General features: G+C 61.6%; 16 protein-coding genes, 2 other RNA genes and 3 pseudogenes. 12 read left to right on the top strand and 9 right to left on the bottom strand.

The genetic code is table 11. The features are described 5' to 3' along the window. Positions 1-534 (top strand): IS3 family transposase (locus NX05_RS13115; RefSeq protein ID WP_053012861.1); only part of this gene is annotated, 534 nt, incomplete at its 5' end. Positions 535-636: 102 nt separating this feature from the next. Here NX05_RS13115 and NX05_RS22600 read toward each other — a convergent pair. Then, positions 637-801 (bottom strand): annotated as a pseudogene (locus tag NX05_RS22600) (GDP-mannose pyrophosphatase); the annotation flags it as partial. 327 nt (positions 802-1,128) lie between these two features. On the opposite strand from NX05_RS22600, the gene NX05_RS24210 reads away from it, so the two are divergent. After that, positions 1,129-1,275 (top strand): hypothetical protein, encoded by a 147-nt coding sequence (locus NX05_RS24210; RefSeq protein ID WP_173568305.1) that lies wholly within the window; start codon positions 1,129-1,131, stop codon positions 1,273-1,275. A gap of 163 nt (positions 1,276-1,438) precedes the next feature. Beyond that, entirely contained in the window at positions 1,439-2,713 is a 1,275-nt protein-coding gene (locus NX05_RS13105; protein ID WP_039436899.1) for a DUF4013 domain-containing protein, read from the top strand. 239 nt (positions 2,714-2,952) lie between these two features. Here the strand turns inward: NX05_RS13105 and NX05_RS13100 are convergent. Both NX05_RS13100 and NX05_RS24940 read right to left on the bottom strand, forming a co-directional pair. Then, positions 2,953-4,063: pseudogene (locus NX05_RS13100) on the bottom strand (rhomboid family intramembrane serine protease). Positions 4,064-4,078: 15 nt separating this feature from the next. Beyond that, positions 4,079-4,354 (bottom strand): hypothetical protein, encoded by a 276-nt coding sequence (locus NX05_RS24940; protein WP_010366705.1) that lies wholly within the window; start codon positions 4,352-4,354, stop codon positions 4,079-4,081. Between the two features lie 111 nt (positions 4,355-4,465). Between NX05_RS24940 and greB the strand changes: the two genes are divergently transcribed. Both greB and NX05_RS22585 read left to right on the top strand, forming a co-directional pair. Next, positions 4,466-4,969, top strand: coding sequence for a transcription elongation factor GreB (gene greB, locus NX05_RS13090; RefSeq protein WP_010366707.1), 504 nt, complete (start codon positions 4,466-4,468; stop codon positions 4,967-4,969). Positions 4,970-4,974: 5 nt separating this feature from the next. Then, complete coding sequence (locus NX05_RS22585; protein ID WP_230597661.1) at positions 4,975-5,460, top strand: hypothetical protein; 486 nt, start codon at positions 4,975-4,977, stop codon at positions 5,458-5,460. Between the two features lie 34 nt (positions 5,461-5,494). Here NX05_RS22585 and rimO read toward each other — a convergent pair whose 3' ends face one another. Beyond that, the gene (gene rimO, locus NX05_RS13085) at positions 5,495-6,859 is read right to left on the bottom strand and encodes a 30S ribosomal protein S12 methylthiotransferase RimO (protein WP_010379399.1); all 1,365 of its coding nucleotides are present in this window, start codon (positions 6,857-6,859) and stop codon (positions 5,495-5,497) included. A 181-nt stretch (positions 6,860-7,040) separates the two neighbouring features. Between rimO and NX05_RS13080 the strand changes: the two genes are divergently transcribed. The 4 genes from NX05_RS13080 (at position 7,041) to NX05_RS13070 (ending at position 9,118) form a co-directional block, all read left to right on the top strand. Beyond that, entirely contained in the window at positions 7,041-7,703 is a 663-nt protein-coding gene (locus NX05_RS13080; RefSeq protein ID WP_010366714.1) for a dienelactone hydrolase family protein, read from the top strand. Continuing rightward, positions 7,700-8,134: an HIT domain-containing protein gene (locus NX05_RS13075; protein WP_039436889.1), complete on the top strand. Its 435-nt coding sequence runs from the start codon at positions 7,700-7,702 to the stop codon at positions 8,132-8,134. Before NX05_RS13080 ends, NX05_RS13075 begins: the two co-directional genes overlap by 4 nt. A 27-nt stretch (positions 8,135-8,161) precedes the next feature. Beyond that, the gene (locus tag NX05_RS24450) at positions 8,162-8,329 is read left to right on the top strand and encodes a LiaI-LiaF-like domain-containing protein (RefSeq protein WP_008577498.1); all 168 of its coding nucleotides are present in this window, start codon (positions 8,162-8,164) and stop codon (positions 8,327-8,329) included. A gap of 603 nt (positions 8,330-8,932) precedes the next feature. Further along, positions 8,933-9,118: a LiaI-LiaF-like domain-containing protein gene (locus NX05_RS13070; RefSeq protein WP_010366726.1), complete on the top strand. Its 186-nt coding sequence runs from the start codon at positions 8,933-8,935 to the stop codon at positions 9,116-9,118. A 27-nt stretch (positions 9,119-9,145) separates the two neighbouring features. Here the strand turns inward: NX05_RS13070 and NX05_RS22580 are convergent. The 4 genes from NX05_RS22580 to apbC form a co-directional block, all read right to left on the bottom strand. Then, positions 9,146-9,220: non-coding RNA, sX9 sRNA (locus tag NX05_RS22580), on the bottom strand. A 59-nt stretch (positions 9,221-9,279) separates the two neighbouring features. After that, entirely contained in the window at positions 9,280-9,849 is a 570-nt protein-coding gene (gene dcd, locus NX05_RS13065; RefSeq protein ID WP_039436887.1) for a dCTP deaminase, read from the bottom strand. Positions 9,850-9,953: 104 nt separating this feature from the next. Further along, positions 9,954-10,029, bottom strand: a non-coding RNA gene (locus tag NX05_RS22575) — sX9 sRNA. A gap of 63 nt (positions 10,030-10,092) precedes the next feature. Continuing rightward, positions 10,093-10,944, bottom strand: a complete 852-nt coding sequence (apbC, locus tag NX05_RS13060; RefSeq protein WP_010366728.1) for an iron-sulfur cluster carrier protein ApbC — start codon at positions 10,942-10,944, stop codon at positions 10,093-10,095. Positions 10,945-11,281: 337 nt separating this feature from the next. Between apbC and NX05_RS13055 the strand changes: the two genes are divergently transcribed. Then, complete coding sequence (locus NX05_RS13055) at positions 11,282-14,272, top strand: TonB-dependent receptor plug domain-containing protein (protein WP_039436885.1); 2,991 nt, start codon at positions 11,282-11,284, stop codon at positions 14,270-14,272. A gap of 364 nt (positions 14,273-14,636) precedes the next feature. Next, complete coding sequence (locus NX05_RS13050) at positions 14,637-17,714, top strand: TonB-dependent receptor (protein WP_039436883.1); 3,078 nt, start codon at positions 14,637-14,639, stop codon at positions 17,712-17,714. A gap of 103 nt (positions 17,715-17,817) precedes the next feature. On the opposite strand, the pseudogene NX05_RS13045 reads toward NX05_RS13050, so the two are convergent. Further along, positions 17,818-18,652, bottom strand: a pseudogene (locus tag NX05_RS13045) (phytoene desaturase family protein); the annotation flags it as partial. Between the two features lie 8 nt (positions 18,653-18,660). Here NX05_RS13045 and NX05_RS13040 point away from each other — a divergent pair. After that, positions 18,661-20,802 (top strand): M13 family metallopeptidase, encoded by a 2,142-nt coding sequence (locus tag NX05_RS13040; RefSeq protein ID WP_052239576.1) that lies wholly within the window; start codon positions 18,661-18,663, stop codon positions 20,800-20,802. Positions 20,803-21,071 lie beyond the last annotated feature (269 nt).

Raw genomic sequence — 21,071 nt, 5'->3', positions numbered from 1 at the left:
CACGCGAAGAGGCGGCTGGTGCGCGAGCGGCCAGAGCCGTTGGCGGTGCCGGAGACGATCAACCAGTTCTGGTCGATGGACTTCATGCACGACCAGTTGGCCGATGGTCGCAGCTTCCGGTTGTTTAACGTGCTCGACGACTTCAATCGCGAGGGTCTGGGGATCGAGGTCGACCTGTCGTTGCCATCGGCCCGGGTGATCCGCTCGTTGGATCAGATCATCGAGTGGCGCGGCAAGCCGCGCGTGATTCGCTGTGACAACGGCCCGGAGTACATCAGTGGCGCGCTGCTAGCCTGGGCACAGCAGCGCGGCATTCGGATCGACCACATCCAGCCGGGCAAACCACAGCAGAATGCTTACGTCGAGCGCTACAACCGTACCGTCCGCTATGCCTGGCTGGCCACAACGTTGTTCGACACCATCGAGCAGGTTCAGGACGAGGCCACACGCTGGCTATGGACGTACAACCACGAGCGCCCCAACATGGCGCTGGGCGGCATCACCCCAGCGATGAAATTGGCGATGACCGCATAGCTCCACTTTTGGCGACCGCTAAAAGCGGGGGGATTACCCGGGCATACGCGCGTTGCGCGTTTGCCTACTTACCTATATTGGGCAGAGTGGACTGGGCGCACCTCACTCCAGCACACCATGCAACTTGGCGTACTGCAGCAGCATGATGGTCTTGGCGTCGGCGATCTCGCCCGTGGAGATCATTGCCAGCGCAGTGTCGAGTGATAACTCCAATACTTCGATGTCTTCGCCGTCTTCTTCGAGCCCACCGCCGTCGCCGACCTTGTCGCGATGTTACGAAGACGAACCTGCGGGTTGCCGGTGGGGGTGAGATCCAAGCAAAGCTCATTGTGGAAATAACGACTGACTTACCGTACGGCGGCGCTGAAGATGGAGTCGCTCAACACGACTATTGAGAGAAGCGTTCCATTGTCGGTACTTGCCAACACCGTATCCAAGGCGGAAGTTTACGTGGGCACGGCACAGCTTGGTTTGGTAACCCGATGACACACGGGACGCTGGTATTTTTCAGGCTGATTAGGCATCGCGTGATAGGCACACCACCGTGCTGAATCTGTGATTGCAGCTGCCTGCACGGCATGGGGCAACCCGGCGTTGACTCGGTTCTGGTTCTGGCTCTGGCTCTGGTTCTGGCTCTGGTTCTGGCTCTGGTTCTGGCTCTGGTTCTGGCTCTGGTTCTGGCTCTGGTTCTGGTTCTGGTTCTGGCTCTGGTTCTGGCTCTGGTTCTGGTTCTGGTTCTAGCTCTGGTTCTGGTTCTGGCTCTGCAGCGGCAGCGGCAGGTGCCGCAAGGTTGCTGCCAACAATCATCCCGCCACCCGCCCCGCTGGCGGAACTCACACGTCCCAATTGCGCAGCGACACGCGCGCCCGCACAATTCCTTCACATCACAGGCTTGGGGAGCGTCATGGAAGACCGTTTTCGCGCACGCAAAGTGGCCGCGCAAGCTGCGCCTGCGCCGTTCTGGACCCGCATTCCCTCCATCGCCACGTATCCGCTGCGTGGCTCCGCGCTGTATGCGCTGATCGCGCTGACGTTATGTAGCGCGTTATTGGTGCTGCCGGGCATCGTGAAACTGGTGATTGCCGGCGTGCTGGGTATGGCGACCTACACCTATGCGTTCGACATTCTGCGCTACACCGCCGATGGCGAAACCGACGCGCCACGACTGGGGTACAACAGTTTCGACAGCGCAGTGCTTCGCTTGATCCTGCTGGCCGTTGCGCTGGGCATCGTGATCGGCATGGCTGCCGCAATCGGGGGCCGGTTCGGGTTGACCGTTGCCTATCTGGGAACCATGTTGTTGCTGCCGGGCATGCTGATCTCGCTTGCCATCGACGGCAGCCTGCGCCGCGCACTCAATCCGCTCGTCTCGATCGACATGGCGCTGCGGATCGGCTGGCCGTATTTGGCCGCTTATGGCCTGCTCTATGTCATCCAGGGCAGCGGTACGGCAGCGGTATTCTTCGCCATGAAATATCTGCCCCCACTCGTGCGCGAAGCGACGGTGGTGATGACCTCGATCTGGTCCCTGTTCGCCAGCTTTCACCTGCTGGGGTATCTGGTCTACCAGTACCACGAGGAGCTTGGATACGAGCCTAGCAGCGGAGCCGCGCACGAACGCAGCGACCCGGATCAGCGCCTGCTCGACGAAGCAGAACAGTACGTACGCGACGGCCACTCCGACGAAGCCTTCCAGGCCCTGCGCGGTGCGGTGCGTTCGCGCGCGGTGAGTCTGGCAGTGCACGAGCTGTATCAGCGCCTGCTCCGGCAGCATCACCGCAACGACGAGTTACGCGAGCACACGCGCCAATACATCAACGGCCTGCTGCAGGAAAAGCAGGAGCGGCGTGCGCTTGCACTGCAGCGCGCGGCGCTGGACCTCGACCCCACATTTACACCGCTGACGCCCGAACAAGCCAACGTGCTGGCCGAGCGCGCAAAGATGGCCGGGCAGTTCCAACTCGCAACCGACGGCCTGCTGGCCGCTATCGCTGCATGGCCGCGCGACCCAATGCTGCCGGCCTGGTCGCTGGACGCCGGCTTGCTGCTGGCCGAGCGCTTCGGTCGCGACGACGAGGCGCGCGGTGTTCTGCATAACGCAATCGATCAGTGCGACAACGACGCGTTGCGCGCGAAACTGGATGCAGCACTGAAAGCGGTGCCAATTCAACCGGCTTGAGCGGCTGCCGAACCCTTTGAGGGATCTGATCAAACAGCTCTCATCGAGACTGCGCGCAGCAGTGCCAGCCAACTGGACTGGTCCTGGCCCGCTCGCCGCCGAGGCGCTTTAGACGGCATGGATGCCGCACAAAAACCTGCATGGATGTGCTTGCAGGCCACAGATCATCCGTTCCGTTATCGACAAACTATCGCTGGCGGTGAATGTTGGTCGCAGCACGCCAAGCAAGCTGAGACGGCTCACCCATCGTCGAGCAGGAAACCTGCCTTGGTGGCCTGACCTTGTTCGGGAAACTGCTCCGCGACCATACCTAACAGCCGCGTGCGCTGCTCGACTGCCTGTAGCTCGCCATGACGTAGAGCAAGCACAAGTCACTGTGCGCCAATGCGTCGCGTGGCGCACTCAGCTCGCCTTCTTTCAACAAGCGCTCGGCATCGGCGAGCAGTCCGTTGCGTATGCGCGCAGCGATCAAAGCCCTGCGCGCCGGGAGACCATAGGCCATCTTGGCCTTGCTGAGTTCGTCGGCGACCGCCAGCTGGATACGCCTGTGTTGCGCGTTGTGCGTCTGCAGTGTCAGCAACGTCCGGCATGGCGCAGGCTGTCCTGTCCGCGTCCTGCATGACGCGCTGCGCGATAACGCGCAAGCGCAACGTCTAGATTGTGCGGCTGCTCGCTGGCCAGCTCCGCCAGCAAATATTCGGCCTCGGCGTCTTCCATCCGGCCCAGATGCCACTGCGCACACTCCCAGCGATCATCCACCGCGAGCGCGTCGCCCTCTTCCATAAATGCCGGCCGGGTTCGCCGCAACAGCACCAGCAATGCGCCCAGCAATGCACCGCTGACTAGGCCGCCTGCATGCGCTCCGAAGGCGACTGCGCCGTTGTCGCTGGATGCCAGGCTGTACAACTCCCAGCCCAGCCACAGGGGCAACAGCAGGATCGGCGGGCCGCGCGCGTAGTTGAAGACGACGAAAAACCAGTAGAAAAAGCGTACCTTGCGTCGTCCCCAGACCACGCAAAACGCGCCCATCAAGTCGGCGATGGGACCGAATCCGCCGAGTAAATACAGCAGCAGGAACCAGCCACTGCCGATCGCACCTTCCAGCAAGGTGCCTAACGCCAGCAAAAACAGCATGTTTCCCAACAAATGATCGAAGCTGCCATGCAGGAACGTGGCGGTCAGCATGCGCGCTGGCGACCATTCGGAACTGCGCTGCAGATGGCGTAGCGTGAAGATTTTGGACAGCCACGTGCCGTAAGGCGCACGCAACGCGCGCCATTCGTGCAGATGCTCGTCGTCCTTGAACAAGCTGCCGCTGCGCAGCGCTTGTTCGAAGGCGCCATCGTGCATCGTCAGGTGCGCCAGCTAGGCGAGGCGCTGCGGTTTAGCCACGCTGTCCAGTTTTGCCTGGCGCGCCGCGCGCTGCTTGGCGTCAGCGGTCTGCTGCAGGTCACGGATATGCGCATCGGCCTCCAGCGCGCCCAACCCGGATTGCACGTAATAGTGCACGGCACTCTCGACCAGGCCATCGTCCTTGCGCTGGTAGCCCAGGTAGACGACCACATTGATCAGCACCAGCAGCAGCGTCACCCAGGGAATATTTTGGCGCGAGCAGGGTTTGTGCAGCGGCATGATCAGCATGACGACGTCCGTGTCCGAGAATGGCGCAAAGCTTCGCTGTGCGGCGGCAGATGCGCAAGCACGCTATGCGCGCTAGCATCGCGGCCCCGTCGTTCGAACCTGCCCTGCCCCATGAGCCGTTGGCGCCCACCTGCCGAAAAAAGCACCGCGCTGATCACGCCCGAAGGCCACGCCCGCCTCAAGGCCGAGCTGGAAGACCTATGGCGCGTGCGCCGGCCCGAGGTGGTCCGCGCACTGGCGGCGGCGGCCGCGGAAGGCGACCGCTCGGAAAATGCGGAATACACCTATCGCAAGAAGCAGCTCGGCGAGATCGACCGCCGTGTGCGTTATCTGAGCAAGCGCCTGGAAGCGCTACGCGTGGTGGATACCGCGCCCACCGACCCGAATGCGGTGTTCTTCGGCGCGCAGGTGGAACTGGAAGATGCCGACAGCGGCGAGTTGCTGCGCTACCGCATCGTCGGCCCGGACGAAACCGATGCCGGACGCGGCTGGATCAGCATCGATTCGCCCCTGGCGCGCGCACTGCTGAAAAAGCGCGTGGACGACGAATTCGATGCGCAATTGCCGGCAGGCAAGCACACGTTTGTGGTGATGTCCGTCCATTACGAGGCTTGAAACGCATGAACCTCAACCTACTAGACGCACTGGAAAGAGCTGACATTGAATCAAGACCTGATCGCGCTGAGCGCATCAAATGGCTGGGTGCGCTTGAGCAGTATTCCGTAGCCTTTTCGAGTAATGATATCGAATCACCCACTCTTCTCCAGGAAGCAAAGAAGTGCTTCAAACTTAGCCTGGACATTGCAGCAGTTTTAACGGCATCTGCTTATATTGAGATGACTTTGGCAGATGAGCTGAAGGCTGCAGGCCGCTCACTGAAGAAGCCAACACTGGGAATAATCATTGAAGAGATGAGAAAACACCAAATACCCAATTTAGTTTTAAGCCAGAACTTGCTGAAAAATCTATGCCTACTGGTTGAAAGAAGAAATGCCTATGCGCATCGAAAAGAAGCCTACGATCAAGAGCATACTCTTGGAAGCCGACTTATAGCCGAAAAAAACATCCGCGCGCCCTGGGTCGCGAAGACGCCGAACTCGCAATGAGAGTCATGTACGAGCTATTCTACGCAACCTTGCGCTAGCTGATCACCGCAAGTTCAATCCCGCGATTGCTCTTTACCGGCAGTGCATCGCCAAACAGATCGTGCTCATCGCTGTCGGTGATTTCCACGTCGACCAGATCGCCCACCTTCAGCCCGAGCTCGCCGCCGTTCTGGATATGCACCAAACCATCGATCTCCGGCGCATCGGCACGTGAGCGCGCCACCGCGATGTCGTCTTCGATCAGATCCACCAAGCACTGCTGCACGCTGCCGATTTTTGCTTCCAGCCGCAACGCAGAAATTTCTGCCTGCTTGGCCATGAAGCGTGCCAGGCGCTCCTGCTTCACTTCCTCCGGCACCGGGTCCGGCAAGGCGTTGGCGCCGGCGCCATCGACCGGCGAATACGCGAACGCACCGACGCGGTCCAGCTGCGCCTGATCCAAAAAATCGAGCAAGGATTCGAACTCGGCATCGGTCTCGCCGGGGAAGCCGACGATGAAGGTCGAGCGCACGGTGATCTCCGGGCACATCGCCTTCCAGCGTTGCACGCGCTCCAGGGTCTTTTCCACTGCACCCGGGCGCTTCATCAGCTTGAGAATGCGCGGGCTGGCGTGCTGGAACGGGATGTCCAGATACGGCAACAGCTTGCCTTCGGCCATCAGCGGAATCACATCATCCACGTGCGGATATGGATACACGTAATGCAGGCGCGTCCACACGCCCAACTCCGACAAACCTTCGCACAGCGCCTTCATGCGGGTTTGATACATGCGGTCACGCCACGGACGCTCGGCATATTTCAGGTCTACGCCGTAGGCAGAGGTGTCCTGCGACACCACCAGCAATTCCTTGACGCCACCGCGCACCAGCCGTTCGGCCTCGCGCAATACTTCATCCACCGGACGCGAGACCAGATCGCCACGCATCGACGGAATGATGCAAAAGCTGCAACGGTGATTGCAGCCTTCGGAAATTTTAAGATACGCGTAATGGCGCGGGGTCAGCTTGATGCCGTAGTCCGGCACCAGATCCACGAACGGGTCGTGACGCGGCGGCAAGGCGGCGTGCACCGCCTCCATCACGCTCTGGTAGTCCTGCGGACCCGATACCGCCAGCACCTGCGGATACGCTTCGCGAATTTGCTCCGGGCGCTTGCCCAGGCAGCCGGTGACGATGACCTTGCCGTTGGCATTCATCGCCTCGCCAATTGCATCCAGCGACTCGGTCACCGCCGAATCGATGAAGCCGCAGGTGTTGACCACCACCACATCGGCAGCGTCGTAGCTGGGCACGATGTCGTAGCCCTCCACGCGCAGCTGGGTGAGGATGCGTTCGGAATCGACGAGCGCCTTCGGGCAGCCAAGGCTGACGAAGCCGACTTTGGGGTTCAGCTGGGACATGGAAGCAGGAGCCTGGGGAACGGAGCGGCCTGGGGCCTGAGCGGCCCGATTATAGCGGTGCGTGGGCAGCGCTCCGAGCCGCATGCCCGCGCAAGCGAGGTCACCTTAGCGGAACCCTCACCTTCGGCGCCGCCAATCCAGTCGATAATGCGCGCCTCCCCGTACTGCAGCAGGAGTTTCCATGGGTCACTGGACCACGCTCGACACCCCCGACGGCCAGGTTGCCGCCTGGCACGCCACACCTGCTTCCAGCCCGCGCGGCGGCCTGGTGGTGATTCAAGAGATCTTCGGCGTCAACGAACACATCCGCGCGGTGGCCGACGATTACGCCGCGCGCGGCTACGAAGTGCTGGCACCGGCCTTCTTCGACCTGGAAGAGAAAGACGTGCAGCTGCCGTACGATCAGGAAAGCGTCCAGCGCGGCCTGGCGCTGGCCAATGCGGTGGGCCTGGAGCGCGCCGTGGCGGTGGTAAAATCCGCCGCCACCCTGCTGACCCGCGCCGGCAAGGTCGGCACGGTGGGCTACTGCTGGGGCGGTTCGGTCGCACTGCTATCGGCGATCCGCCTGGGGCTGCCTTCAGTGAGCTATTACGGCGGCCGCAACACCCAGCTGCTGGACGAAACCCCCAAGGCACCGGTGATGTTCCACTTCGGCGAGCGCGATGCCAGCATCCCGCCCGAGGCGATCCAGGCCCACCGCGAGAAGCTGCCGCAGATGGAAACCTTCGTGTACCCGACCGGGCACGCCTTCAACCGCAGCATCGACCCGACCCATTACGACGCCGACAGTGCCGAGCGCGCACTGGAGCGCACCCTGGGTTTCTTCGCGGCGCATCTGGGATGAGCGACACCGCGCCAGGCATGCCTGCGGGCGATTTCCAACTCGACCCGCGCCTGGCGGCGGACAGCGTGTTCGTCGCCGACGGGCCGCTGTCGCAGGTGCGGCTGATGGATGACGCACGCTTCCCGTGGCTGGTGTTGGTGCCGCGGGTGGCCGATGTCAGTGAGTGGATCGATCTGGATGGCGGCCAGCAGCGCTTGTTGCTGGCCGAAATCAACCAGCTTTCGCAGTTGCTGCACACCCAACCTGCGGTGAGCAAGCTCAATATCGGCGCGCTGGGCAACATCGTGCGGCAGCTGCACGTGCATGTGGTCGGCCGTCACCCCGGCGATGCCGCGTGGCCTGGACCCGTCTGGGGCAGCGGCAGTGCGCAGCGTTTTGTGCACGAGGCGTTGCAGCAGCATGTCGCAGCGTGGGCGCAACGGCTACGATAGGCGCCTGTCTTTCAACCAGTCTCCCGCATGAAATCCAATGTCGTCGCCGCGCTGATCCTGATCCTCGTCGGCCTGCTGTTCCTGGCAAACAACCTGGGCTGGACCAATCTGAGTATTGGTCGCTTGATCGCTACCTGGTGGCCCGCCGCGCTGGTAGCTTGCGGGATCGGCATGCTGTTCGGGCGCGGCAAGTAGGTGGGACTGGGATTGGGGAGTTGGGATAGGGGATTGGTTAGGGCGGGCTGCTGGCACTGCCGATATTCCAGCGGCTGGGCGGGAGTGGCGCTTGCGCGTTGAGGGGAGGCGCTGCGCTTGATCGCGCTGTTGCTATTGCATTCGTGGCATTTCACTCAATGGCCGATCTCGTATCCATGCTTCCCGTCGGGCAGATGCTCTAGTGCTTCAGCGATGCGCGTACGCATCCGTTGCTGCAGATATGGATTTAGCTCTTGTCCTGAGTAGAGCCGGCAGTCTGTCGCTCACCGCAGTTCCCTCCTCCCATCGGGCCTCGGTTGCCTTGATGGGGAGAAGGTGTCCCGAAGGGGCGGATGAGGGTCCGGGCGAAGCCTGGTGCGCTGTCGATTGCGCTTCAAAACTTTGGGTCTGCGACCAGGCTGCGTCGGCTATCGCGTTGGTAGCGGTCAATCACACGCGGCAGCGCCCACGCCTCCGCAAACGCTCGTCGCGCCGCGTGCCACTACCAACATGACGTTTGTCATCTGCGATTGTTGACTTCCGGCACCTGATCGGCGGGCGCATCCGGCGCAGCATGGCCTCACACCCAACGAGGACATCGCCATGAACTACCGTCTGATCCCCTCCCTGTTCCTGATCGTCCTGGGCGCGCTGTTCCTGCTGGACAATCTGGGCCTGGCCCATATGGATGTGGGCAATCTGATCGCCACCTGGTGGCCGGTGTTCCTCATTGCCGCGGGCGTGCGTCAATTGCTGCGCTACCGCGAGAAGGTTGCCGCGACCTGCTGAAGGCACTGCGGATCCTTCTTCAAGGGCGGCTAATAAACGTAGCGAGCAGTCGTCAGGTGGGCGTGGACGGCGCGGAGAAACCACAGCGTACGAGTGATACATGCCGCACCGGGCACCGGCCGCACACACATGGCCACTGAGCAGTAGTGTTGATAGCTGCTTTACGTGCGCGGCAAAGTCACGCCGGTCTGGCCCTGGTACTTGCCACCACGGTCCTTGTACGAGGTCTCGCATACTTCGTCGGACTGGAAGAACAGCATCTGCGCCACGCCTTCGTTGGCGTAGATGCGGGCCGGCAGCGGCGTGGTGTTGCTGAATTCCAGCGTCACGTGACCTTCCCACTCCGGTTCCAGCGGGGTCACATTGACGATGATGCCGCAGCGCGCGTAGGTGCTCTTGCCCAGACACACCACCAGCGTATCGCGCGGGATGCGGAAATATTCCACCGTGCGCGCCAGTGCAAAGCTGTTCGGCGGAATGATGCAGACATCCGATTCGATATCGACAAAGCTGCCCGGGTCGAAGTGCTTCGGATCGACAATCGTCGAGTTGATGTTGGTGAAGATCTTGAACTCGCGCGAGCAACGCACGTCGTACCCATAGCTGGACGTGCCGAAACTGACAATGCGCTGCCCGGCAGCGTCGTGCTTGATCTGGCCGGGTTCGAACGGCTCGATCATCGCTCGCTGTTCGGCCATGCGCTTGATCCAGCGGTCGCTCTTGATGCTCATGCGGTGTTCCTTGAAGACAGAAGGCGGCGGGCCGAGCGGCCCGCGCGAAGACGGCGAATTCTAGCAAGCGACCGGCATCGACGGCCGGCCGGTGTTCCAAGAGCGGCTAACAGAACGTAGCGAGCAATCGCCAGGCGGGTGAGGACGGCGTGGAGGAACCGCAGTCTACGAGTGGCAAATGCGGATTCCGAGCACCGGCCCCGCGCGCCCCTGGCGGTGAGCGCAGCCGCTTGCTTAGCTGCTCTAAAGCAGCGACGCCGAAATCGGGATGCTGGCGCGCGGGCGCTTGCCCAGCTCCTCGGCAAGCCGCGTGGCCGCCGCCAGGTAGGCCTGGGCTGCGGCCGACGCTGGCGCGGCTACCACAATCGGCTGACCCGCATCACCCTGCTCGCGGATCGCGATTTCCAACGGCAACGACCCCAGCAACGGCACGCCGTACTGCACAGCCATGCGCTCGCCGCCGCCTTCGCCGAACAAATGCTCGCGGTGGCCGCAGTTGCTGCAGGTATGCACCGCCATGTTTTCGACGATACCGAGCACCGGGACCTCGACCTTTTCGAACATTTTCAAGGCCTTGCGCGCATCCAGCGTGGCGATGTCCTGCGGCGTGGTGACGATCACCGCACCGGCCACCGGGATCTTCTGCGACAAGGTCAGCTGGATGTCGCCGGTGCCCGGCGGCAGGTCGATCAGTAAATAATCCAAGTCATCCCACAGCGTGTCATTGAACAGCTGAGTCAGCGCGGACGTCGCCATCGGCCCGCGCCAGATCATCGGGGTGTCTTGATCGACCAACAGGCCGATCGACATCGCCTCGATCCCGAACGCACGCAGCGGTTCGATCGACTTGTTGTCCGGGCTGTCCGGCCGCCCGCTCAGGCCGAGCATCGCCGGCACGCTGGGGCCATAGATATCGGCATCCAGCACGCCGACGCGCGCCCCCAGCTGACGCAGCGCCAGCGCCAGATTCACCGCAGTGGTGGACTTGCCCACGCCACCCTTGCCCGACCCCACCGCAATTACGTTGCGGATGCGCGGATGCGGCGCCAATGCGCCCTGCACCGCGTGCGCGGCAACTCTGCGTTCGCCCGTCATGGGTGGGACGCCCGTGTAAGCGCGACTGCCGTCACGTACCCAATTTCAACCATCGTTTTCATCGCTTACTCGACTTGTAGTGTGCCAACGCGCGCGCGACGCAAGCAGCGCCCGGCGCGACATCAAAAGAGGGGCGCAGTGTACTGGCTCGGCCGAAAACAGCTGGTCTGTTCGGCAACTCCAGCCCACGCCCGCGCGATTAGCATGCGCCACGTCGTGACACATTTCGCAAATATGGACACAAGATTAAATAATTGTTACGTTCGAAATACTGTTCAGCCAGCGCTCAGCGAGCACAGCTGTGCCAATCGAATCTCAGCAAGGAATCTGCGAAATCATGTCGAGCCGTACCTCGCAACGCATCCGTCGCCACCGCCTTAGCAGCGCACTCTTCGGCGTATTGGCCGTATCTGCCGGCCATGCCGCCGCCCAGTCAGAAAACGGGGTCGCACCCGATACGACCGATCTGGACAAGGTCACCGTCACCGGCTCGCGCATCGCGCGTACCGGCTTTGTCACGCCTTCGCCAGTAACCGCCATCAGTGCCGAAGAAATCCGCGCCACCGGCGCGACCACCATCAGCGACCTGATGGCGCGTATGCCGGCGCTGGCGCCGAGCTACACGCTGGGCAACTCCACCCGCTTTATCGGTACCGCCGGCCTGGGTCTGCTCGACCTGCGCGGCATGGGCGTGGACCGCACATTGGTGCTGGTCAACGGGCGTCGCCACGTGGGCTCCAGCCCGGGCTCGACCGCGGTAGACGTCAACACCATTCCGGTGGAATGGGTCGAGCGCGTGGAAGTCATCACCGGCGGCGCGTCTGCGGTCTACGGCGCGGACGCCGTGGCCGGCGTGGTCAATTTCATTCTCAAGAAATCGTTCACCGGTTTCGAAACCCGCGCGCAGACCGGCCTGGCCGACGAAGGCAATTACAACCGCTCGTTCGCCAGCTTTTCTGCCGGCACCGATTTCGCCGGCGGCCGCGGCAACATTGCGGTGTCCGGCGAATACAGCAAGCAAGACCGCTTCGGTCGCGGCAACCGCGCCATCGGCCGCGAGTATCTGGTGAGTGTGCCCAATCCCGCGTTTGACTCCACCCGCCCGCCGAGCGAAAGCAACCCGCAAAATGTGCTCAGCGGCCCCGGCGGCAACCATTCGACGTCCTACGGCGGCACCTTCAATCTGGGCACGTTCGATTTCCGTAACCCGGCCAGCTACGGCAACCGCTATCTGTTCAATGACGATGGCAGCTTTCGTCGCAACCGTTACAACGGCACCGTGGCGAGCAACACTTCGTGCGTGGATTGCGATTTCGTCGACCTCAATGCCGTGGCCGATCTGCAACCCGGCTTCGATCGTAAAAGCGTCAACACGATGATCAACTTCGAGATCAGCGAAAACCATCGCCTGTTCTTCGAAGGCAAGTACAGCGAAACCGATTCGGAATTCTTCGGCCAGCCCGCATTCGACAGCTCGCTGCGCGTGCGCCGCCAGAACCCGTACGTGAGTCCCGAGCTCGGCGCCTTGATGGATTCGCGCGGTGCAACGCAGATTCTGATGAACCGCTTCAACGTCGATGCCGGCCGCCGCGGCGAAAACATCGAGCGCAAGACCTACCGCGCCGTGCTCGGTGCCGAAGGCAACTTCACCGACAACTGGACCTACGAGGTGTCTGCCAATTACGGCAAGACCACAGTGGACCGCCTCAACCTCAACAACCGCATCAACGAACGTTGGCAGGCCGGCATCGACGCCGCACGCGATGCCAGCGGCAACATCGTCTGCCGCACCACGCTGGATCCGACTTCGGTGAACCCCAACACCGGCCGCGTGTATTCGGCGCTGGCACGTGACGGCTGCGTGCCTTTCAGCGTGTTCGGCAATGGTGCGGTCACCCCGGAAGCGGCTGCGTGGTTCAACACCACTGCGCGCTCACAGGCCAAGATCCAGCAGACCGTGTTCAGCGCCTCAGTGGCTAACAGCAATTTGCTATCGTTGCCGGCCGGCGACATCGGCATCGCTGGCGGCGTGGAATACCGCAAGGAACAGAGCGAGGAAGTCACCGACCCGTTGGCCGCATCGGGCGTGACCTTCCTCAACGCCATCCCGAACAGCGGCGGCGAGTACAACGTCAGGGAAGCGTTCGTCGAAAGCACCATCCCGTTGCTGGCCGGTCTGCCGGGCGTGGATCGCTTGGCACTGGACGTTGCGGGCCGCTATTCGGACTACAGCAGCATCGGCTCGACCAAGACCTGGAACATTGGTCTGGACTGGACCATCATCCCGTCGCTGCGTTTGCGCGGCACCCTGGCGCAAGCGGTGCGTGCGCCCAGTATCGGCGAGCTGTACGACTCGCAGAGCGAAAACTTCGCCACCATCAACGACCCCTGCAATTACCTGCCCACCAATACAAACCGCCCCGGCACTGCCGGCGACGTGGCACTGCGTCAGGCCAATTGCAGTGCGTTGGGCATTCCGGTGCGCTGGATCGACACCTACACCGCCACGCGCCCCGGCGTGAGCGGTGGCAACCCCGATCTCAAACCGGAGCGCGCGCGCAGCCTGTCGTATGGCCTGGTGTGGCAGCCGGAGTTTTTCGAAGGGTTCGGCATGTCGATCGACTATTGGCGTATCGACTTGCGCGATGCTATCGGCACCGTGACGGCCGAAACCAATGCCACCCGTTGCGTGGATAACCCCGGTGGTATCGGCAACAACTTTTGCGGTTTTGTGCAGCGCGCACCGCTGGGCGGCTTTACCGACCCGCAGGGCCGCATCTATCCGGAACACAGCATCACCGGTTGGCAGGCGCTCAACGAGAACCTCGCCCGGTCGCGTCGTGTCGGCGTGGACCTGGAAATGGACTACCGCTTCCAGATCGGCGAAGGCAATACAGTGCTGCGCTTTGTCGGCACCCGCCTGATCCAGTCGCGCGAGTGGGTATTCCAGGATTTCCCGCAGGAATATGACGAGTACGTGACCTACGTGACCGACCCGCGCTGGCGCGCGCAGTTCCAGACCAAATACAACTGGAACGAATGGCGCGCATCGTGGGACATGAACTACGTGGACGGCAACCTGCGCGTGACCCCGGAGAGCTACAACAGCAACCCGGGCTCGGCCAGCCCGATCAAGAACGGTTCGTATGTCTATCACAACTTCCAGTTCGGCTATCGGTTCCCCGGCTCGAAGATCGACGTCTATCTGGGCATCGACAACGCCTTCGATAAGGACCCGCCGCGCAACTACTTCGGCTCGGATTTCACATCTGCGCTGTACGACAACGTGGGCCGGTTCTTCTATCTGGGCACCACAGTGAGATTCTGATGGTTTAATGCGCATCGAAAAAAAGCCCCGCTGGTCGGGGCTTTTTTTGTGGGTTTGGCAGACCCTGGGGATTCGCTAGCCGCCTGAAACAATTCAATAACGGCCGAGTTAGCTTGCGACACACCGCAATATGTATCAAATGTAACTGTTAACTTGCGGCACTGCTCGAGCTCGTCTCCCTAGGTGTGTTGTGCGACGACATTTTGTGCAGGATTCCTCACTTTCGATGCGGATTTAGGTTATTTCATTAACAAATCGTTTCAAATGCTTGCACTGAATAGCAAGCATTCATTACGTTCGGGTTAAGGCCATCTGACTCCCCGATGACCGCCCCTTATCCGAACTTCAGGTGAAAAGGTCAGGAATGAGCAATCAGTTTCGTCGCCAAGTCCTCAAACGCACCGCCCTCGCCGTCGTGCTCGGTGCTTGCCTAACCAACGGCGCGGTCTACGCGCAAAGCACCACCGGCAGCATCTACGGCAGCGCCCCATCCGAAGCGGGCAGCACGATTGTCGTGCAGAGCGACACCGGCCTCAGCCGCACTATCACCGTCGATGCCAATGGCCGCTACACCCTCGGCTCGCTGCCGGTGGGCGCCTACACCGTCACCTTGAAGCGCGGCGACCAGGTCGTCGATACCCGCAAGAACGTACAGTTGCGCGTCGGCTCGGGCACGGAAGTGTCCTTCGCTGGCGCAGGTGCTGCGGGCAGCACTGCCGATGCAACCACGCTCGGTGCCATCACTGTCACCGCCGCCAATGCACCGAAGATCGATGTCAGCTCCACCAGCTCGCGTTCGGTGATCACCTCCGAACAGTTGGCCACCTTGCCGCTGGGCCGTAGTGCTGAAGCGATTGCGTTACTTGCGCCGGGTGCCATATCCGGAAGCGGTGCGTTCAACAATGGCTCGCGCTCCACGATCTCCTTTGGCGGCGCAGGTGTCACGGAAAACGCTTATTACATCAACGGCGTCAACGTCACTAATCCCTTCAATAATCTTGGGGGCTTGAGTCTTCCCTACGGTGCCATCGACCAGCAGGAAACCTATACGGGTTGCTACAGCGCCAAGTACGGCCGTTCCACCGGCGGCGTGATCAGCCAGGTCGGTAAACGTGGCACCAATGAGTGGCACTTCGGCGCGCAAGCGGTGTGGGAACCGAAGTCACTCGCCAGCTCACGCGGCGATGCGTGGTACCCGAACAGTACGCTGCCCGAAAATTATGGGTATGAGGACGATACCTTGCCCGGCACTATCTACCGCCGCGGTAAAGACGATGTACAGAGCAGAACGGTGTACAGCGCATACGCTGGCGGTCCGCTGATCGAAGATCGGCTGTTCTTGTTCGTCGCGGGCGAGTCCGACAAGGTCGACGGAGCGACCACAAACACTGCCACGGCGGCAGGCAATCAAGGCCGCAACCACTACGACAATAGCTCGCCCAAGTTTTACGGCAAGCTGGACTGGAACATCAACGATAGCAATATCTTTGAATACACACGGATCGAAAACACCGATCGCCGTTCCGGCGTCTACAGCAATTACGATTATTCGACGTACACGGATCAGGGTCCATCCGGACTGTTTACTGACACCTACAAGCTGAAGGACAGCGTCGATATCCTGAAGTTCACCAGCTACCTCACCGACGACCTGACCTTTAATGCGACCTGGGGCCGCGACACGCAGCACAATCAACAGTGGAACCCCGGGGCGTCGTCGTTGCCCAATATCGCCAGTTCGAATCTGCAAGATCCGACGATTACGGGTGGCAGGCGCATCATCAATGATCAGGCCACGACCACGGTCAAGGCAGGCGACCCCATCAATAAGAGCCGCAATCTACGACTGGAGTTGAACTATCGCCTGGGCAACCACGACCTGACCGCGGGTGTGGACAACATGTACTTTAACGCCTACGACGAAGGCGTGTTCACCAGCGGTCCGGGCTATCGCTGGATCTATGGCAAGCAGGACGATCCCACCCAAGCAATCAATGGCGCTCTCGGTGTTGGTCCATCGGGCGGTCAGGGCTACTTCGTGAACCGCCGTGTCTTTACCACGGTCACCAGCATGTCGGTCGAACAAAAGGCCTACTACCTCGAAGACCGTTGGCAGGTCAACGACAACTGGCTGCTGACCTTGGGCATCCGCAACGACAAGTTCACCAACTACAACAGCGACCACGTGGCTTACGTGGACAGTGGTGATCAGTGGGCTCCGCGCCTGGGCGTTAGCTGGGACGTTTTTGGCGACTCTTCTTTCAAGGTATTTGCCAACGTCGGCCGTTACTACTTGGCGTTGCCGAATCAGGTGGCAATCCGCGGAGCATCCGCTTCGACGTATACCAATGAGTACTTTAGTTACTCGGGGATCGACGCAAACGGTGAGCCAACCGGCCTGGCGGCACTCGGCCCGGGCCCTGTTTCTTCCAACGGAGAATATGGTGAGGCACCGGATCCGAACTCGTTCGCCCCAAGCGATCTGAAGTCGCAGTATCAAGACGAGTTCCTGGTCGGCTTCGAAAAGACGCTCGGCGAGAAGTGGAATTCGGGCGCCAAAGTTACCTACCGCAAGTTGCAGACCGCGATCGATGATGTCTGCGATCCAGGACGCATGTCCGATACGCTCGAGGCGGCTGGCGGCGACCCGAGCAGCGTGACTATTCCTGGCTGCGTGATGTTCAACCCTGGCGAAACCAATACCTACAACCTTGCCAACATTGATGGCTCTGGCTATACCCAACTGCGTATGTCGCAGTCTGATTGGGGCTTTACGGACAAGGCCAAGCGTAACTACGTCGCTGTGGATCTGTTTATCGAGCATCCTTTCGACGAAAAATGGTATGGCCGCGTCGACTACACCTGGTCGCATCTCTACGGAAATACCGAAGGACAAGTGAAGTCGGATCTTGGGCAAGCCGACATCTCCAAGACACAGGATTGGGATGCGGCACAATTGATGTACTACGCGGGCGGCAACCTGGCCAACGATCGTCGTCATCAGTTGAAGGCATTTGGCGCCTACCAGTTCACGCCTGAGTGGCTAGCGTCGGCAACGGTACGCGTCATGTCAGGCACACCGAAGTCGTGCCTGGGTTATTACGAGGGCCCTAATGCGGCAGCGGTGGACTACGACCCGGTGGGCTATGGGTCTGCCTACCACTATTGCTATGGACAACCTGTTTCTGCGGGCGGCGCTGGCGAGACTCCATGGATCAAAAATCTCGACCTAGGCGTCACCTATCGCCCAGGATTCGCCGACCACAAACTGGCGTTTTCGCTGAATGTATTCAATGTACTGAATGATCGTTCGGTCAATCGCATTTCCAGCACCAACGAAGTCACTCGCCGCACCGTGTCCAACACCTATGGGCTTGGCACCGAAGCGTGGAGCTACAACCAGCCGCGCTACATGCGCCTGACTGCGTCGTACGACTTTTGATCGCCTAGGTATCGAAGGCGGACTTGTCTTCGATACATCACTCAACGACGCACAAAGCCCCGGCTCGTCCGGGGCTTTTTTTGCGGATGTGTCGCGGCCCGGATCAGCCGCGGAAAATCACCCGCGCCGCATTATGCCCAGGCGCACCAGCCACGCCGCCGCCGGGATGTTTCCCCGACCCGCGCATACAGCCCCAGCACTGCACCGCGATAGGCGCCCTGCCCAGCGGCAGACGTGCGCTAAACAGTTGATTGAGGCTGAGCGCACCGTGGAAGATATCGCCGCCGACCAGGCCGAAGAGACGTTCAAGATCGAGCAGGCTCAGAATCTGCCGGCCCAGGACCGATGCCGCAAACCCAGGCGCATAGCGCTCTACGGTGGCGATCATCAGATCGGCCACCTCGTCGCGGTGATCATCCCACTGCCTGCCGTCGGGCAGTTGCGGCGCTACGTGCTGGCAGAACAGGCTGGCGACATGCTGACCCGGCGGCGCAAGGGTGTCGTCCAGAGTGCTGGGAATAAGCAGTTCGACCACCGGCGCACGCGACCATCCGAACGCGCGCGCGTCGTGCCAGGCGCGATCCATATAGTCCAGGCTCGGTGCCAGGATGATGCCGGCAGTCAGATGATCGCCACTGCCGGGTAACGCGGTGAAGTCCGGCAGGCACGAGAGTGCGACATTCATGCGAAACGTGCCCGATCGCAGCGGTAATGCGCAATCCGCGCGCGCGTTGCGCAGGCACGTCACGCCGCATGAGGCGCTGATACAACAGTTTCGGATTGACGTTGGCCACGACCGCGCGGGCGCGGATCGTCTGGCCGTCCGCGGTAACGACACCGGCCGCCCGCCCCTGCACACGCCGCACCCATGACCTTCGACACCATGCCATCCGGCTGGCGAGGCGTAGAGTGCCGGCCACGGCCCTGGTGACGGGGCCTCCCATTGATGCTTCTGGAGTCCTTTGTGATTCGTACACCTCATTTATTGACGCTGACCCTGGCCGTGGCCACCGCCCTGAGCGGTTGCAAGAAGTCCGAAGAGGCCGCACCCGCGTCCCCGGCGGGCGACACTGCGGCCACCACCCCGGCGGCCCCCACGACGCTGACCCTTGACCAGAGCAAGCTGCCGGCAGTGAATCAGTTCACCGCGGCCGACCTGGACCCCAACAGCAACGCCTGTACCGATCTGAACGCCTACGCCAATGCCAAGTTCCTGGCCGCCAACCCGGTGCCGAGCGACCGCACCAGCTGGGGCGCATTCGAGATGCTCGACGAACGCTCCAATGCGATCCAGCGGCAGTTGGTGGAACAAGCCGCCGCCGACAGCAAGGCCACGGGTGTGGAGAAAATCGTCGGCGACCTGTGGTCGACCGGCATGGACGAAGCCAAGATCAACGCGCAGGGCATCGAGCCGCTGAAGCCGGAACTGGCCGCCATCGACGCCATCAGCGACCAGGCCAAGCTGGTCGACTATCTGCGCACCAGCGCAGCCAAGGGCAATAACGTGCTTTTCAGCTTCGGCGCCGAGGCGGACTTCAAGAAGTCCAGCCAGAACATCGCCTATGCCATGCAGGGCGGCCTGGGCCTGCCGGACCCGGAGTACTACACCAGCGCGGCCAACAAGGCCAAGCTGGAGGCATACCAGGCGCACGTCGCCAAGGTGCTGGAACTGTCCGGCGTGGCTGCGGCCGATGCCGCCAAGCAGGCCAAGCAAGTCGTGGACTTCGAAACCCGTCTGGCCAAGGTCTCCAAGACCAGCACCCAGATGTCGCGCGATGCGTCGCTGGCCTATAACCCGATCTCGCCGGCCGATGCCGACAAGCTGACCCCGAACTGGTCGTGGACCGAGTTCTTCAAGTCCCAAGGCGTGGCCACGCCAGAGATGTTCTCGCTGGCGATCCCGGCTTTTCACCAGGAAGTGAGCAAGATGATCGCCGACACCGACCCGGCGATCTGGCGCGCGTACCTGCGCTTCCACACCGTCGATGGTGCTTCGCCGTTCCTGAGCCAGCCGTTCGTCGATGAGAGCTTCGCCTTCTACAACAAGACCATGCGCGGCCAGAAGGAAATCAAGCCGCGTTGGAAGCGCGTGCTGGCCACCATCAATGGTCAGGCTGGCGAAGCGCTCGGCCAGATGTACGTCAAGGTCGCCTTCCCGGCCGATTCCAAGGCCAAGATGGAAACCTTGGTGACCAACCTGCGCACCGCGCTGAAGGCCCGCATCGAAAAGCTGGACTGGATGAGCCCGGAGACCAAGACCAAGGCCATCGCCAAGTGGGAAAGCTTCACGCCCAAGATCGGCTACCCGGAAAAGTGGCGTGAGTGGAACGGCCTGAGCACGGGCCGCGACAGCTACCTGGGCAACGTGATGGCCGCGCAGGAGTTCAACTACAAGTGGAACCTGTCCAAGATCGGCAAGCCGGTGGACAAGACCGAATGGGGCATGAGCCCACAGACGGTCAACGCGTACTACAACCCGCTGCAGAACGAGATCGTGTTCCCGGCTGCAATCCTGCAGCCGCCGTTCTTCGACCCGAATGCGCCGGAGGAAATGAACTACGGCGGCATTGGTGCAGTGATCGGCCACGAAATGACCCACGGGTACGACGACCAGGGCAGCCGCTTCGGTGCCGATGGCAACTTCATCCCTGACCCGGGTTGGTGGACGCAGAAGGATCTGGACGCGTTCAAGGCACGCACCGGCAAGCTGGTGGCGCAGTTCGACGGCTACCGCACGCCAGCTGGCGACAAGGTCAAGGGCGACCTGACGCTGGGCGAGAACATCGCCGACCTGGGTGGCCTCAACACCGCCTACGACGCCATGAAGACCGCCACTGCCGGCAAGGACGACCCCAAGACAGACGGCATCACCCGCGACCAGCGCTTCTTCCTCAACTGGGCCACGGTGTGGCGCCGTAACTTCACCCCGGAAGAGCTGGTGGTGCGCCTGAAGACCGACCCGCACGCACCGGCGAACTTCCGCGCCATCGGTGCACCGTCGAACATGCCGGCATTCGCCGCTGCGTTCTCGTGCAAGGCGGGCGACCCGATGGTGCGTCAGGGCGACAAGCAGGTTGTGATTTGGTAACTGCGCAATCGCTGTAAAAAAAGGGCGGCGATCGAAAGATCGTCGCCCATCTTTTTGGGCGCTCGGTTTTTCCGGCGGTGTCTCATTCATCACTCATCAGTCCGCACCAACGGCCGATGCAGGCTGCCCCCTGCCACTAGTCGACGATAGCTACACGTACTCGTCGGCAGACGCGCGCCGAGACATCGCGTGCGGCGCACATGCATCCACAACAACATCGCGACGCATGATCGTCATCGCTCGCTGCACGCAAGACCCGCAAACACCCC

Origin of the sequence: Xanthomonas vasicola (genome assembly GCF_000772705.2) — a bacterium.
GTDB lineage: Bacteria > Pseudomonadota > Gammaproteobacteria > Xanthomonadales > Xanthomonadaceae > Xanthomonas > Xanthomonas vasicola.
This window is presented reverse-complemented; position numbering and strand designations above follow the sequence as displayed.